Raw genomic sequence first — 15521 nt, 5'->3', positions numbered from 1 at the left:
ACCCATGATTCCAGCCATTCTCGCTCTCGCAGACGGTACTATCTTCCGCGGCACCTCCATCGGCGCCGAGGGCGAGACGGTTGGCGAAGTGGTGTTCAACACCGCGATCACGGGCTATCAGGAAATCCTCACCGACCCGTCGTATGCGCGTCAGATCGTGACGCTGACCTATCCGCACATCGGCAACACCGGCGTAAACGCCGTCGACGAGGAATCGGACAAGGTGCAGGCGGCCGGACTCGTGATCCGCGACCTGCCGCGCCTCGCCAGCAACTGGCGCTCGAGCGAAAGTCTCGACGCCTACCTGCGCCGCCACGGCATCGTCGCGATCGCCGACCTCGATACGCGCGCACTGACGCGCTTGCTGCGCGACAAGGGCGCGCAGGGGGGCTGCATCCTAGCCGGCACCGACGTGTCCGCCGAGCGCGCGCTGGCTGCAGCGCGTGCGTTTCCGGGATTGGCAGGCATGGATCTCGCCAAGGTCGTCAGCACACCGAGGCAGTATCGCTTCGATGCCGGCAGCTACGATCTCGACCGCACGGCCTTCGCTTCGGTACCGGGCAAGCATCATGTCGTCGCCTACGATTTCGGCGTGAAGAAGAACATCTTGCGCATGCTCGTCGATCGCGGCTGCGCTTTGACTGTCGTGCCCGCACAAACGCCCATCTCGGATGTGCTCGCGTTGAAACCCGACGGCGTGTTCCTGTCGAACGGCCCCGGCGATCCCGAGCCCTGCGATTACGCGATTGCCGCCGCGCGCGAAACGATCAAGCGCAAGATTCCGTTGTTCGGCATCTGTCTCGGCCACCAGATCATGGGTCTTGCGGTCGGCGCGAAGACGCTGAAGATGAAGTTCGGCCACCATGGAGCGAACCACCCGGTCAAGGACCATGACGACGGCCGCGTGCTCGTTACTTCGCAAAATCACGGCTTCGCGGTCGACCCGGCGACGTTGCCTGCGAACACGCGTGTCACGCATACCTCGCTGTTCGACGGTTCGCTGCAGGGTTTCGCGCTGACCGACGCACCGGCGTTCTGCTTCCAGGGACATCCGGAGGCGAGCCCGGGGCCGCACGACATCGGTTATTTGTTCGACCGCTTCGTGTCGAGCATGGTCGAAGCGCAATCCGTTCGCGCCGCCTGAGCCAGTATTTCCAACGACGATAGAAAATGCCCAAACGCACCGACATCAAAAGCATCCTCGTCATCGGCGCCGGTCCGATCGTGATCGGCCAGGCCTGCGAGTTCGACTACTCGGGCGCGCAGGCGTGCAAAGCGCTCAAGGCCGAGGGCTTCCGCGTCATCCTCGTCAACTCGAATCCGGCGACGATCATGACCGACCCGGAGACGGCCGACGCGGTTTACATCGAGCCGATCAACCGCGCTACGGTCGAAGCGATTATCGCCAAGGAAAAGCCCGATGCGCTGCTGCCGACGATGGGCGGGCAGACCGCGCTCAACTGCGCGCTCGATCTGGCCGATGCGGGCATCCTCGACAAGTACAAGGTGGAGTTGATCGGCGCTTCGCGCGACGCGATCCGCATGGCCGAGGACCGCGAGTTGTTTCGCGTCGCGATGAAGGAAATCGGCCTGGAATGCCCGCGCGCGGAAGTCGCGAAAACCTTCGAGCAGGCGGTCGAGATCCAGGCACGTGTCGGCTATCCGACGATCATCCGCCCGAGCTTCACGCTCGGCGGCTCGGGTGGCGGCATCGCCTACAACCGCGAAGAGTTCGAGGAGATCATCAAGCGCGGTCTGGACCTGTCGCCCGTGCACGAGGTGCTGGTCGAGGAATCCGTACTCGGCTGGAAAGAGTTTGAGATGGAGGTCGTGCGCGACAAGGCCGACAACTGCATCATCGTCTGTTCGATCGAGAACTTCGATCCGATGGGCGTGCACACGGGCGACTCGATCACGGTCGCGCCGGCGCAGACGCTGACCGACAAGGAATACCAGCGCCTGCGCGATGCCTCGATCGCCGTGTTGCGCAAGATCGGTGTCGACACGGGCGGCTCGAACGTGCAGTTCGGTATCAACGCCGAGAATGGTCGCGTCGTCGTCATCGAAATGAATCCGCGCGTGTCGCGTTCCTCGGCACTGGCGTCGAAGGCGACCGGTTTTCCGATCGCAAAGATCGCCGCCAAGCTCGCCGTCGGCTACACGCTCGACGAGTTGCGCAACGACATCACCGGCGGCGCGACGCCGGCCTCGTTCGAGCCGACGATCGACTACGTCGTCACCAAGATTCCGCGCTTTGCGTTCGAGAAGTTTCCGGCCGCGGATGCGCGCCTGACCACGCAGATGAAGTCGGTCGGCGAAGTGATGGCGATCGGGCGCACGTTCCAGGAATCGTTGCAGAAGGCGCTGCGCGGTTTGGAAACCGGCAAGGACGGCCTCAATCCGACCGGCCTGGATTTCGCCAACGCCGACGATATCGCCACGTTGAAGCGCGAGCTGCGCGAACCGAAGCCCGACCGCATCTTCTACGTCGCCGATGCATTCCGCGCCGGCATGTCGCTCGACGAAATTTTTGCGTTGACGCATATCGACCGCTGGTTCCTCGACCAGATCGGCGAGTTGATCGAAATCGAAACGGCGGTAAAGACCGCTGGATTGAACGGCCTTGATGCGGCGCAGATGCGCTCGCTCAAGCGCAAGGGTTTTTCCGATGCGCGCCTGGCCGCGCTGCTCGACACGAACGAGGCCGCGGTGCGCACGCTGCGCCGCGCGTTCAACGTGCGTCCAGTGTACAAGCGCGTGGATTCCTGTGCGGCGGAGTTCGCCACGACCACGGCGTATCTGTACTCGACCTACGAGGAACAGTGCGAAGCGGCGCCGACCGCGCGCGACAAGATCATGGTGCTCGGCGGCGGACCGAACCGCATCGGCCAGGGCATCGAGTTCGATTATTGCTGCGTGCATGCCGCGCTCGCGCTGCGCGAAGACGGCTTCGAGACGATCATGGTCAACTGCAATCCGGAGACCGTCTCGACCGACTACGACACCTCCGACCGGCTCTACTTCGAGCCGCTGACGCTCGAGGACGTGCTCGAAATCATCGACGTCGAGAAACCCAAGGGCGTGATCGTGCAGTACGGCGGGCAGACGCCGCTCAAGCTCGCGCGCGCGCTTGAAGCGAACGGCGCGCCGGTGATCGGCACGACGCCGGACTCGATCGACCTTGCCGAAGACCGCGAGCGCTTCCAGCAGATGGTGCAGAAGCTCGGCCTGACCCAGCCGCCGAACCGCACCGCGCGCACGCCCGACGAGGCGCTCGCGCATGCGCGCGACATCGGCTATCCGCTCGTCGTGCGGCCGAGCTACGTGCTCGGAGGCCGTGCGATGGAAGTCGTGCATTCCGATGCGGACCTCAAGCGCTACATCACCGACGCGGTCAAGGTGTCGAACGATTCGCCGGTGCTGCTCGATCGTTTCCTCGACAACGCCGTCGAAGTCGACGTCGATATCGTCGCCGACGCGCAGGGCAACGTGCTCATCGGCGGCATCATGGAGCATATCGAGGAAGCCGGCGTGCACTCGGGCGATTCCTCCTGCTCGCTGCCGCCGTATTCGCTGAGCGAGAAAGTGCAGAACGAACTGCGCGCACAGGTGACACGGATGGCGCGAGAGCTCAAGGTCGTCGGCTTGATGAACACGCAGTTCGCGATCACGCAGGAAAACGGCGACTCGACGATCTATATCCTCGAGGTCAATCCGCGTGCCTCGCGCACGGTGCCGTTCGTGTGCAAGGCGACCGGCGTGTCGCTGGCGAAGATCGCCGCGCGCTGCATGGCCGGGCGCAGCCTGGCGGAGCAGGGTGCGACGCAAGAAGTGATCCCCGAATACTTTTCGGTCAAGGAAGCGATCTTCCCGTTCGCGAAGTTTCAGAACGTCGACCCGATCCTCGGTCCGGAGATGCGCTCAACTGGCGAGGTGATGGGCGTCGGCCGTAGCTTCGGCGCCGCGTTCGCGCGCGCGCACGAGGCGGCGAACATCTCGGCGCCCAAGGTCGGCAAGGTCTTCGTCTCGGTGCGCGATGCGGACAAACCGCGTCTGCTGCCTGTCGCCCAGGACCTGATCCGCCGCGGCTACAGCCTGATCGCGACCGCCGGCACTCACGCCTACCTCGTCGAACACGGTGTCGCCTGCGAGTACATCAACAAGGTGCTCGAGGGTCGCCCGCATATTCTGGACGCGATCAAGAACGGCGAGATCGTGTTCATCGTCAACACCACCGAAGGGCGCCAGGCGATCGCCGATTCGTTCTCGATCCGCCGCGAAGCGCTGCAGCAGCGCATCACCTATTCGACCACGGTGGCCGGCGCCCGCGCGCTCGTCCACTCGCTCGACTTCCGCAGCGGCGGTGAGGTATACAGCCTGCAAGAACTGCATAGAGAACTGACCGCATGAGGACGAAAGAATGAAGCGTGCGCCGCTGACCGCCAAGGGCGCCGAGCGCCTGCGCGGCGAACTCGAACGCCTCAAATCCAGCGAGCGCCCGCGCATCATCGCCGCGATCGCCGAGGCGCGCGCGCACGGCGACTTGAAGGAGAATGCCGAATACCATGCCGCACGCGAGCTGCAGGGTTTCATCGAGGGCCGAATCCAGGAACTCGAGGCGGCGCTGAGCTACGCGGAAGTGATCGATACTTCCCGCCTCAATCCGAACGGCAGGATCGTGTTCGGTGCGACGGTCGATCTCGTCGACGAAGCGAGCGGGAGTGAAGTGACCTATCAGATCGTTGGCGATCTCGAGGCCGACATCAAGCAGAGCCTGATCGCGGTGAACTCACCGCTCGCGCGCGCGTTGATCGGCAAGAACGAAGGTGACAGCTTCGAGTTTCAGGCGCCGAACGGCGTGAAGAGCTACGAGATCGTGGCCGTGCGCTACGAGATCTGAGCAACACGACCGCGCGGCCCGGCGTTTCCCATGCGACTGAGCCTGCTGCTGCCTGCACGCAGACATCTGCAAGCTACGACGACCGTCGCGCATTGGCTCGCGCGCGGCGATCGCCGGGCCGATGCGGCGCACGGGCGCGAGGCGGCGCTGCGCGAATGTTTCGAGATTGATGCTGCCGAGTTGCCGACCGCGGCACTGACTCGCAGCATCGATGCGGACGATGCCGGCGAAGCGCGGTGGTTGCGTGCGGACCCGGCGTACGTGATGGCAGATGCCGTGACGTTGCGCCTGCTTGCTTGCGGAAACGTGGGTTTGTCGGCTGACGAGACCGAAGCGTTTGCGCAGACGTTGAAGCCGTTGTTCGGCGATGCCGGATTCGTGTTCGACGCACCGCATGCCGAACGCTGGTATCTGCGCTGCGAGCGCGGCGCGAAGCTGCCGAAGTTTTCTGCGCCCGAAGAGGCGCTCGGCGACGACCTCGCCAACCATTTGCCCGAAGGCGACGACGCGCGTCGCTGGCGCAGCCTGCTCAATGAAGCGCAGATTACCTTGACCCAACATCCGGTCAACGCGCAACGCGCGCGACGCGGGTTGCCGTCGGTGAACAGCCTGTGGTTCTGGGGGGCGGGCGTATTGCCACAACGAGCGCACTGCGGATTCGATCGCATCGTCAGCGATGACGAAGTCGTCGTATCGTTGGCCAAGCTGGGCGGAGTACTGTTTTTCCCGCGGCAACAGGAAACCCCCTTTCCGTGGGACGCAGGACAGAAGCAATCGATACTCGTCGATCTCGCCGATCAGCGTGACGTCGCCGCGCTCGATCGCGATTGGCTCAGGCCGATGGCCGACGCTTTGCAGCGCGGGCAAATCGCGCAACTCGATCTGCTGTTCGAAAGCGGTGAGCGTTACGTCGTCAAACCCGCCCATCGCTGGCGTTTCTGGCGGCGCGCGAAGGCAACGGCGTGATCGCGCGGCCGCGCATCCAACGCCGCACTGTGCCCGCCACGCCTGGTGATTGGCCGTCGTCGCCGCACCCGGTTCTGGCTCGGATTTTCGCTGCGCGCGGCATCATCTCGCCGAATGAAATCGAGCATCGCCTCGCTGCACTGCTGGCGCCGACACAGCTCGGCGGCGCGACGCATGCTTGCGAACTGATCGAGGCCGCGCTGCGCGCGGATGCTCCCATCGTGATCGTTGGCGATTTCGACGCCGATGGCGCGACCGGAACCGCCGTAGCCATGCGTGGCCTGCGCATGCTCGGCGCGACGCGCGTCGAATACGGCGTACCGAATCGCTTCACCCATGGCTACGGTTTGAGCGCTGCGCTAGTCGACGAACTCATCGCGCGCAATCCGCGGCTCGTCGGTCACGGATTGTTGATCACCGTGGACAACGGTGTCGCCGCGCATGCGGGCGTGGCGGCCGCGAAGGCACAAGGTTTGCGGGTGATTGTGACCGACCATCACTTGCCGGGTGAGACTCTGCCCGAAGCCGATGCGATCGTGAATCCGAATCTCGACGGTGATGCGTTTCCGAGCAAGGCGCTGGCCGGCGTCGGCGTGATGTTTTACCTGCTGATTGCCCTGCGTGGGCATCTGCGTGCGCAAGGTCTTTTTGCCGAACGTCACTTGCCCGAACCCGATCTGTCGACCCTGCTCGATCTGGTCGCGCTCGGCACCGTCGCCGACCTCGTGCCGCTCGATCGCAACAACCGCATCCTCGTCGAGGCCGGCTTGAAGCGCATTCGCGCCGGCCGTGGCTGCGCCGGGATCGCCGCACTGATGGCGAGCGGCAAGCGTGATCCCGCGCGTGTGGTGGCGAGCGATCTCGGCTTCGTCGTCGGTCCGCGCATCAATGCGGCTGGTCGTCTCGAAGATATCCGCCTCGGAATCGAGTGTCTGCTGACTGATGACCCGGCGCAAGCACGCAGACTGGCTGACATGCTGTCGGCAATCAACCACGAACGCCGCGATTTGCAGGCCGGCATGGTCGAGCAAGCGGAAGCTGCAGTAGAACAATGGCTCGCACAACGTGGCCCGCAGTCCCTGCCGGTCGGCATGGTCTTGCACGAGCCGGATTGGCATCACGGCGTCGTCGGCCTGGTTGCTTCGAAGCTCAAGGAGCGGTTCAGCCGCCCGGTGATCGCTTGTGCGCCGGCCGGCGAAGGCAGCGATGAAGTGAAGGCCTCCGGCCGTTCGATCGACGGATTCCACTTGCGCGATGCCTTGGCCGAGATCGATGCGCGCGCGCCGGGTTTGCTGCAGCGCTACGGTGGCCACGCGATGGCGGCCGGACTGAGCCTGGATCGCGCGAACATTGTCCGCTTCGGCGAATTGTTCGACATGGTCGCGCGCGAGCGCATCGCCCCGGAGCAGCTCGATTCGGTACTGCTGACCGACGGCGAACTCGGCGCGGACGATCTCACCCTCGATCTGGCCGAACAGCTTCGCTATGCGGGGCCATGGGGGCAGGCGTTTCCCGAGCCGCTGTTCGATGGTGAGTTCGTACTCGTCGATTGGCGCGTCGTCGGCGAAACGCATCTGCGCCTGCGCCTGCTGCGCGATGGCCTCGCCGCGCCGGTCGAGGCGATGTGGTTCGGCGGCTACGACGGTACACCGCCGCCATCGCGCCTGCGCACCGCCTACGCGCTCGAGGTCAACGAATGGAACGGCACACGCCGCCTGCAATTGCTGCTGCGGCACGTCGAAAAAGCCGTCTAAACGGATCGAAGGAACGGCACCGCCTCAGGGGGCGGATTCGACAGTCTTGAGCTTGCGCAGGAACATGTGCGCGGCATGCCGATCGCGCGACGCCTCGTCCGCGAGCCAGTCGCGAAACGCGCCGATCTTGCGGCTTTGCTCGCGTGCGATCGGATAGGCAAACCAGAATATGCGGCCGGTACCGACGACCAAATCGTGTGCGGGGATGAGACGGCCCGCGTCGATTTCGGTGCGGAACAGGATCGGCGACCCGATCGCGATGCCTTGCCCGGCCACGGCGGCTGCGATGTCGAGGTATTCCGCGGAAAGCAACGGACCGAAGTGGCTGGAAGCGGGCAGGTCTGCGCGGCCGCGCGCGCGATACCACAAGGCCCACCAGTCCGGACGTCCCAGCAAGGGCACCTCGAGCGCCCGCTGCGGATCTTCGAGCGCCTTGGCCGCCTCCTTCAACGCGGGCGAGCACAGCGGCATGAAGACGCTCGGGAACAGTTCGTGCGTACGCAGGCCCGGCCAACCGCCATGGCCATTGCGGATCGCTGCGTCATAGCGACCGCCGCTCAGATCCTGGGCATCGGCGGAGAGGTCGATTTCCAACGCGATGTCCGCGTGTTTCGCGCGGAAGCGTCCGAGCTTCGGTGTCAGCCAGCTCGTGCCCAGGCTGGGCAGGGTCGTGAGCGACAGGCGCGTCTCTTCGGCGTTAGCCGCGTGCAGGAAGCTTGCGCGTAGAGAATCGAATGCCGTTGTCGCTTCGCGTGCGACCAGCGCACCGGGTTGGGTCAACTCCACATGTTGGGCGAAGCGCACGAACAAGCGAACGCCGGTTTCTCGTTCGAGGCAGCGTACGTGATAGCTCACCGAAGCGGCCGTGGTGTCCAGCTCCTGCGCCGCCTTGGCGAAGCTGCCATGGCGTGCCGCCGCCTCGAAAGCGCGGATCGAAGCCAGCGAGGGAAGGCGGCGGGGATTTAGCATAAGTCTGCCTTAGCCTGTAGCCGGATTTCTGCGTTGTCAACCATGCGCACCCGCGGGCACGCTATGCCGACCAGCTCGGTGCAAACGAGGATTTCCATGGTTGTGCAGACGCGTCGCGAGTTCCTGACCCTCCTGGCTTGCTCGGGTGGTGTGGTTGCCACGGGTTGGCCTTCATTGCGTGCACTGTCGGCGCCAACCGGCGCGAATGTGGCTGCAGGTCCGGATCTCGCCCTGCGCGCGCACGACTGGGACTGGCTCGTCGGAAGTTGGGACGTCTTTCATCGCCGGTTGAAGGAACGCCTCGTCGGCGACACGCATTGGGAAGAATTCGCCGGCAAAAGCTCGCTGTGGCTCGCCTTGGGTGGACTGGGCAACATCGACGACAACATTGTGGAGTTGCCCGGAGGAACATACCGCGGCTTGACCGTGCGCGCGTACGACCCGGCAACGGATCTATGGGCGATCTGGTGGGTCGACGGACGCGAACCCGCAGTCATCGACGTGCCGGTGCGCGGCCGCTTCGAGAACGGCCTTGGCACGTTCCTCGGCAAAGCCGACTTCAAGGGGCGCCCCATCATCATGCGCTTCAAATGGCAGGACCTGCACGGCAAGCGGCCGTGGTGGGAGCAGGCGTTCTCCGCGGATGACGGCAAAACCTGGGAGATCAACTGGCGCAACTGGTTCACGCGCACGTCGCCCAAGCCGAGCCCGGTTGCGCTGCTGCCCGACGCGCCCAAGGATTTCTCGTTTCTGGTCGGTAGCTGGAAGGTGCAGCATCGCAAGCTGCGGCAGCGGCTGGCCGGCAGCAACGACTGGGACGAGTTCGACGGTACCCTCGTGAACTGGCCGGTCCTCGGCGGCCACGGCAATGTCGGCGACAACGTGATGAATGCCCCCAGCGGCACGATCCGCGGCATCGGTATGCGCACCTTCGATCCCAAGTCGAAGCAATGGTCGAGCTGGTGGCTCGACGGCCGCAACCCGACGCAATTCACTTCGCCACAGCGCGGCGCCTTCGTCGACGGCGTGGGTACACTGCTCGCCGACGATGAGCTCGACGGACGTCCGATCAAGACCCGCGTCATCTGGTCGCGCATCACCGCGAACTCGTCGCGCTGGGAACAGGCTTGCTCGGCCGACGGTGGCAAGACCTGGGAGACGAACTGGATCAGCGACTTCGCACGGGCTAGGTGAGCCGTCGCTCGCTGAAGAAGTCGGAAAGGCACAGCCGGGCCGGGAGCCGTCGACGGCTTTGCGGTCTACTCGTTGACCTGCGCCACCTGCTATCCTTCGCGACCGACTTTTCACTCGTGTTGCATCATGATCGAAACCAACCCCATCCACGCCCGCATTGCGGACCTGCGGGCGCGTGTCGCCTCGCTTAGGGGGTATCTTTGACTACGAGACGAAAGCCGAACGTCTCGAAGAGGTAAGCCGCGAACTCGAAAATCCCAACATCTGGGACGATCCGCAACGCGCGCAGAATCTCGGCAAGGAGCGCGCATCGCTCGACAAAATCGTGACCGGCATCCGCGAGCTGACCGAGAGCCTTGGCGGCGCCGACGAGCTGCTGCAACTGGCCGATGCCGAAAACGACGAAGGTACCGCGCAGGCGGTATCCGACGACGTCGACAAACTGTCCCGACATGTCGAGACGCTCGAATTCCAGCGCATGTTCTCGGGCAAGATGGATTCGCACAATGCCTTCGTCGACATCCAGGCCGGCGCCGGCGGCACCGAGGCGCAGGACTGGGCCGAAATGCTGCTGCGCATGTATTTGCGCTGGGCCGAGAACAAGGGCTGGAAGGCCGAGTTGATGGAAGCCTCTGCGGGCGAAGTCGCCGGCATCAAGAGCGCGACGTTCCGGGTCGAGGGCGAGTACGCCTACGGCTGGCTCAAGACCGAGATCGGCGTGCACCGGCTCGTGCGCAAGTCGCCGTTCGATTCGGACAACCGCCGGCATACGAGCTTCACTTCGGTGTTCGTCTCACCCGAAGTCGACGACGACATTGACATCGACATCAACCCGGCTGACCTGAGGACCGACGTGTATCGTTCTTCGGGCGCCGGCGGCCAGCACGTCAACAAGACCGAATCGGCCGTGCGCATCACGCATGTGCCGACGGGCGTCGTCGTCGCCTGTCAAACCGAGCGCTCGCAGCATGCGAACCGCGATCGTGCGATGAAGATGCTCAAAGCGAAGCTGTACGAACTCGAGGTGCAGAAGCGCAACGCTGAGAAAGACAAGGTCGAGGCGACGAAGTCGGATATCGGCTGGGGCAGCCAAATCCGCAACTACGTGCTCGACCAGTCGCGGATCAAGGACCTGCGCACCGGCATCGAGCGCAGCGATACGCAGAAAGTGCTCGACGGCGATATCGACGAGTTCATCGAGGGCAGTTTGAAGGCCGGTCTCGAAGCTGGCGCGAAGCGCACCGACGCTTAAGTTTTGTTTTTGGAACGAATCCGATGAGTGGCAACGAACCACAAGCGACGACAACGACTGCGACTCCGCAGGACGAAAACAAGCTGATCGCCGAGCGCCGCGAGAAGCTGCGTGCGCTGCGCGCGCAAGGCATCGCATTTCCGAACGACTTCGCGCCGGATGCGTTTGCGGGCGATCTGGTCACCGAGTTCGATGGAAAGACGGCCGAAGAAGTCGAGGCCGCGGCGCGCCGTGTGAAGGTGTCCGGCCGCATGATGAGCAAGCGCGACACCGGCAAGCTCGCGTTCGTGCACATCCAGGACATGACCGGTCGCATCCAGTTGTTCGTGCAGATCAACACGGTCGGCGAGGAAACGTACAAGCCGTTCAAGACTTGGGACATCGGCGACATCGTCGGCGCCGAGGGCGCGCTGATGCGCACCAAGACCGGCGAGCTTTCGGTCAAGGTGGACAAGCTGCGCCTGCTGACCAAGTCGCTGCGCCCGCTGCCGGACAAGTGGCATGGCATGGCCGACGTCGAACAACGCTATCGCCAGCGCTATGTCGACCTGATCGTCACGCCCGAATCGCGGCGCGTGTTCGAGCTGCGCTCCAAAATTGTGCGCCATCTGCGCAACTTTCTCGACGCGAAGCGCTTCCTCGAAGTCGAAACGCCGATGATGCATGTGATCCCCGGCGGTGCGACCGCGCGGCCGTTCGTCACGCACCACAATGCGCTCGATCTCGACCTCTACCTGCGCGTCGCGCCGGAGTTGTACCTCAAGCGTCTCACCGTCGGCGGCTTCGAGCGCGTCTACGAAATCAACCGCAATTTCCGCAACGAGGGCGTGTCGACGCGGCACAATCCCGAGTTCACCATGCTCGAGCTGTACCAGGCCTACGCCACGTACAACGAGATCATGGACATCACAGAGGAAATGATCCGCACCGCGGCGCGCGACGTGGTCGGCAGGACTGCGCTGACCTGGGAAGAGCGCGAGATCGATGTCGGCCCCGCGTTCCGCCGCTGGAAGATGGAAGACGCCGTGCTCGAACACAACCCGCAGATCGCACGCGCGGACCTGCGCGATCGCGCCAAGATCGCGGCGCATGCGCAGGCGCTCGGTGTACATGTGAAGTCCGGCTATGGCTGGGGCAAGATCGTGCTCGAAATCTTCGAGAAGACGGTCGAGCAGACGCTGATCCAACCGACCTTCATCACCACGCATCCGACCGAAGTCTCGCCGCTCGCGCGCGCGAATGACCACGACCCCGAAGTCACCGACCGCTTCGAACTGTTCATCGGCGGCAAGGAAATCGCAAATGGTTTTTCGGAATTGAACGATCCGGAAGACCAGGCTGCGCGCTTCAAGGCGCAGGTCGAAGCCAAGGACTCCGGCGACGACGAGGCGATGCATTTCGATGCCGACTACATCCGCGCGCTCGAGGTCGGCCTGCCGCCGACCGGCGGCCTCGGCGTCGGCATCGACCGCCTGGTCATGCTGCTCGCCGACGTCCCCTCGATTCGCGATGTACTGCTGTTTCCATACATGCGCCCCGAAGCATAGGATTTGTTGAAAAGTGCGGCCATGGATGGACGCTTCTTGATCTCGTGATCAGGGACGAGTGCAGGAGTAGATGCATGGGCAAACACGATTCGAGAGTCGATGCCTACATCGCCAAGTCGGCCGACTTTGCCCGGCCGATCCTCGAATACCTGCGCGCGGTGATCCATGAGGGCTGCCCCGAGGTCGAAGAGGCGATCAAGTGGGGCATGCCGTCATTCCTTTACCACGGCCGTATCCTGTGCGGCATCGCCGCGTTCAAGCAGCATTGCGCATTCGGATTCTGGGGCGGCCGCGGCCTGGTCGGCAACGAGGACAAGCGCGATGACGCGATGGGTCAGTTCGGCCGCATTGCCTCGCTCAACGACCTGCCGTCGAAGAAGACGCTGGTCGGATACTTGAAACAGGCGATGAAGCTTTCCGACGAGCGCGCGGCCGCGCCACCCAAACCGCGCAAGGCGCCGAAGCCGGCGCCTGCAACCCCCGATGACCTCGCCGCAGCGTTGAAGAAAAACAAGAAGGCGGCGGTGACGTACGAAGCCTTCAGCCCAAGCTGCAAGCGCGAATACGTTGAATGGATCAGCGAGGCCAAGCGCGCGGAAACGCGGGCGAGCCGCGTCGCGCAGGCGGTCACATGGATGGCCGAAGGCAAACAGCGCAATTGGAAATACCAGCAGTGCTGAGCTGCATGCCGGCGCCGGTCGCTGGCTGAACATATCGAGAGTCCGCGCAACAATTGCAACGCTTGGCTCTGTCGTTGCGAGTACGAACGGCCCTTGTTCGGAATCCGCATGTTTGTTTTCATCGCATGGGTTCAATCGGAGACCGAACGATGAAATCGACGTTGATTTGTACGTGGATGCTGTTGTGTGCGGTCGCCGTTCAATCCACGCTGCACGCGCAGGAGGCCGCGGATGAGGCCGGGTTGCGCCGCGCTGAAGCCGCGCTGTGCGAGGCTTTCCGCAGCGCGGACGCGAAGACCATCGCGCGCATCGAGGATGAGCGCTACACATTGACCGATTCGCGTGGCGGCGTGAGCGGGCGCGACGGCGACATCGCCGAGGCGACGAAGCAAGACCCGCGCTACAGCGAGTTCCGCAACCACGATCAAAAGATTCGTTTCTACGGCGATGCCGCGATCGTCAACGGCATCACCTCGCTCAAGGGCGAGTCGGGCGGCAAGAGCTTCACCGGCGATTTCCAGTTCACCGACACCTGGATCAAGCGTGGCGGCGAATGGAAGATCGTTTCCAGCCATGCTTCGCGACTCGGCGCGGTAGCAAAGCCGAACTGAGCGGTCGAGGTGTACGGCAAGGCGTGCGACGGCCCGCCCGACGCGATCAATTAGTTTGTTTGTGATAGATGCCGTCGAATGCGGTCGTCCAGGTTTTGCCGTCGTCGTCCGATGACTCCCAGAGCTGGCGCACGTTGCCGTCGTGGTTCGGTGTCCAGGTGATGCGCTGGCGCTGCGGCTTGCCGGTCTGCACGTTAGTCTTCGAACCGCTGAGCACCATGCTGCCTTGCTCGATGCCACCTTCGAGTTGCAGCACGCCGTTCGGCTGGTTGCCGATCCAGAACTGCTGCCAGCGTTTCGAGTCAGCGTCCCAGGCGTTGTAGCTGACGCCATTGCTGCCCTTGGCGCCGGCCCAGTGCTCGCTGATGCCGCAGCCGTCGCTGACTGCTTCGATGCGGCTGTGGCCGAGCACGGCCTTGCCGCTGGGGTCGCGCACCTCCCATTTGCCGATCCAGAAATCGAACTGATGGTATTCGCTTGCACTTGCAGGGCAGCCTGCGGGTGGTGGCGCAGCAATGGCCGTGGAAGCGGCGATGAGAGCGGCGACGAGCAACAGACGATGCATGGACGTCTCCTCGGGTTGTCGGCAGCGAATCAGGTCAGTGCTGTTTCATGTCCGCATCGCAGAGCCGGTCGATTTTCGCCTTCGGCGCGCGCAGTGAATTGTCGATGTAGTAGCCGGCCAGTGTACGCACAAAGCTCGAATCGGCATCGGCCAGCAGCGGCTTGGCGTCGGTGAGCCAGCCGTCGATGCAGGCGTTCTTGTCCTTGCTCGATGCCGCGCAATCGAGAAGATTCGCATAAGCGCGGCGGTAGGTCGCGAATTGCGCGCGCTGCATCGGTGCGCCGTGTCCCGGCACCAGAGTATCGAACGGCACGCGTTCGAGCTCGGCCAGCGCCGATTGCCAGCGCGCAGGGCAGGCAGTGTCGAACAGTGGAACGGGCAGGGTGACGAGGTCGCCGGCGGCGAGCGTGCGCGTGGTCGGATCGTAGATCCATACATCGCCCGCGGTCACCGCGCGTGCCTGCAGGCGCACGTCGAAACGATGTCCAGCGATGCGGCGCGTGCCCGACTTGGCTATGACCTCGTCCGGATACAGCGCGCGACCCGCATCGATGAGCGCGACCTCATCGCGGTACGACTGCACGGTCTTTTCGTCCTTGGTCTGCGCGATCGCGTCGACCAATTGCTTGCGGTAGTCGGCGAGGAAACCGCCCATCGCGCCGTCGATCGCGATGCTCGCGTAGACGCGGACATCGGGATACGCCGCGCGGATGCGCAGATTGCCGCCGATATGGTCGAGATGCCAGTGGCTGTTGACCACGGCTTTGATCGGCAACTTCGCGCCTTTCGCGAAATCGAGGATGCGCTGGGTGTGCTCGGCATGGCGTCCGCTGTCGAACACGACAAGGCCATCTGCGGTGCGAAAAACCAAACTGTTGCCGTCGGGCTGGCGGCCGGGAACGAAGGTGCCGGGAATCAGATCCACGCCAGGAGCGACGGTTGTCGTTTCGGCGGCCCAGGACTGCGTGGCAGCAAGCACGGCCGCGCAGGCGAACAGCAGGGTCTTCATCGCGCTCCTCCCCGATGCGATTGCATCAGGCTAGGCGCGCGCTGCACGGCAAGATACTGCCGGAAGTCATGCGC

At 64.0% G+C, this 15521-nt stretch carries 13 protein-coding genes; 10 read left to right on the top strand and 3 right to left on the bottom strand.

Annotated features, from left to right (window positions below; translation table 11 throughout):
- Positions 1–4 precede the first annotated feature (4 nt).
- The 5 genes from carA to recJ are packed head-to-tail and all read left to right on the top strand — an operon-like array spanning position 5 to position 7620.
- On the top strand, positions 5–1144 hold the full coding sequence (gene carA / locus F455_RS0117655) for a glutamine-hydrolyzing carbamoyl-phosphate synthase small subunit (RefSeq protein WP_018974647.1): 1140 nt from the start codon (positions 5–7) through the stop codon (positions 1142–1144).
- A gap of 26 nt (positions 1145–1170) precedes the next feature.
- Positions 1171–4410 carry a carbamoyl-phosphate synthase large subunit gene (carB, locus tag F455_RS0117650; protein WP_018974646.1) on the top strand — a complete coding sequence of 1080 codons (3240 nt, stop codon included), beginning with the start codon at positions 1171–1173 and terminating at the stop codon, positions 4408–4410.
- 10 nt (positions 4411–4420) lie between these two features.
- A complete protein-coding gene (gene greA / locus F455_RS0117645) occupies positions 4421–4900 on the top strand; it encodes a transcription elongation factor GreA (protein ID WP_018974645.1) in 480 nt (159 codons plus the stop codon).
- A 30-nt stretch (positions 4901–4930) separates the two neighbouring features.
- Entirely contained in the window at positions 4931–5866 is a 936-nt protein-coding gene (locus F455_RS0117640) for a hypothetical protein (protein ID WP_018974644.1), read from the top strand.
- The gene (recJ, locus tag F455_RS0117635; protein ID WP_018974643.1) at positions 5863–7620 is read left to right on the top strand and encodes a single-stranded-DNA-specific exonuclease RecJ; all 1758 of its coding nucleotides are present in this window, start codon (positions 5863–5865) and stop codon (positions 7618–7620) included. Before F455_RS0117640 ends, recJ begins: the two co-directional genes overlap by 4 nt.
- Positions 7621–7644: 24 nt before the next feature.
- Here the strand turns inward: recJ and F455_RS0117630 are convergent, their stop codons facing one another.
- Positions 7645–8589: a LysR substrate-binding domain-containing protein gene (locus F455_RS0117630; RefSeq protein ID WP_018974642.1), complete on the bottom strand. Its 945-nt coding sequence runs from the start codon at positions 8587–8589 to the stop codon at positions 7645–7647.
- Between the two features lie 96 nt (positions 8590–8685).
- On the opposite strand from F455_RS0117630, the gene F455_RS23385 reads away from it, so the two are divergent.
- The 5 genes from F455_RS23385 to F455_RS0117605 all read left to right on the top strand — a co-directional run bounded on the left by F455_RS23385 (position 8686) and on the right by F455_RS0117605 (position 13873).
- Positions 8686–9783: a hypothetical protein gene (locus F455_RS23385; RefSeq protein ID WP_018974641.1), complete on the top strand. Its 1098-nt coding sequence runs from the start codon at positions 8686–8688 to the stop codon at positions 9781–9783.
- A gap of 126 nt (positions 9784–9909) precedes the next feature.
- Positions 9910–11035 (top strand): peptide chain release factor 2 gene (gene prfB, locus F455_RS0117620; RefSeq protein WP_157579010.1). Its coding sequence is split into 2 segments (ribosomal slippage): positions 9910–9984 and positions 9986–11035, totalling 1125 coding nucleotides; the frame shifts between segments, so codons are not numbered across the junction.
- Positions 11036–11058: 23 nt separating this feature from the next.
- Positions 11059–12582, top strand: coding sequence for a lysine--tRNA ligase (lysS, locus tag F455_RS0117615; protein ID WP_018974639.1), 1524 nt, complete (start codon positions 11059–11061; stop codon positions 12580–12582).
- A gap of 74 nt (positions 12583–12656) precedes the next feature.
- The gene (locus tag F455_RS0117610; RefSeq protein WP_018974638.1) at positions 12657–13262 is read left to right on the top strand and encodes a YdeI/OmpD-associated family protein; all 606 of its coding nucleotides are present in this window, start codon (positions 12657–12659) and stop codon (positions 13260–13262) included.
- Between the two features lie 149 nt (positions 13263–13411).
- Complete coding sequence (locus F455_RS0117605) at positions 13412–13873, top strand: nuclear transport factor 2 family protein (protein ID WP_169337372.1); 462 nt, start codon at positions 13412–13414, stop codon at positions 13871–13873.
- A 46-nt stretch (positions 13874–13919) separates the two neighbouring features.
- Here the strand turns inward: F455_RS0117605 and F455_RS0117600 are convergent, their stop codons facing one another.
- Together F455_RS0117600 and F455_RS0117595 are read right to left on the bottom strand one after the other, a co-directional pair.
- Positions 13920–14438, bottom strand: a complete 519-nt coding sequence (locus tag F455_RS0117600; protein ID WP_018974636.1) for a hypothetical protein — start codon at positions 14436–14438, stop codon at positions 13920–13922.
- A 34-nt stretch (positions 14439–14472) separates the two neighbouring features.
- Positions 14473–15447 carry an MBL fold metallo-hydrolase gene (locus F455_RS0117595; RefSeq protein ID WP_018974635.1) on the bottom strand — a complete coding sequence of 325 codons (975 nt, stop codon included), beginning with the start codon at positions 15445–15447 and terminating at the stop codon, positions 14473–14475.
- Positions 15448–15521: the final 74 nt, after the last annotated feature.

Origin of the sequence: Rudaea cellulosilytica DSM 22992 (assembly GCF_000378125.1) — a bacterium.
GTDB classification, from domain to species: Bacteria; Pseudomonadota; Gammaproteobacteria; order Xanthomonadales; family Rhodanobacteraceae; genus Rudaea; species Rudaea cellulosilytica.
The sequence above is the reverse complement of the archived record's forward strand: the minus strand, read 5'-3'. Positions and strand labels throughout refer to the sequence as shown.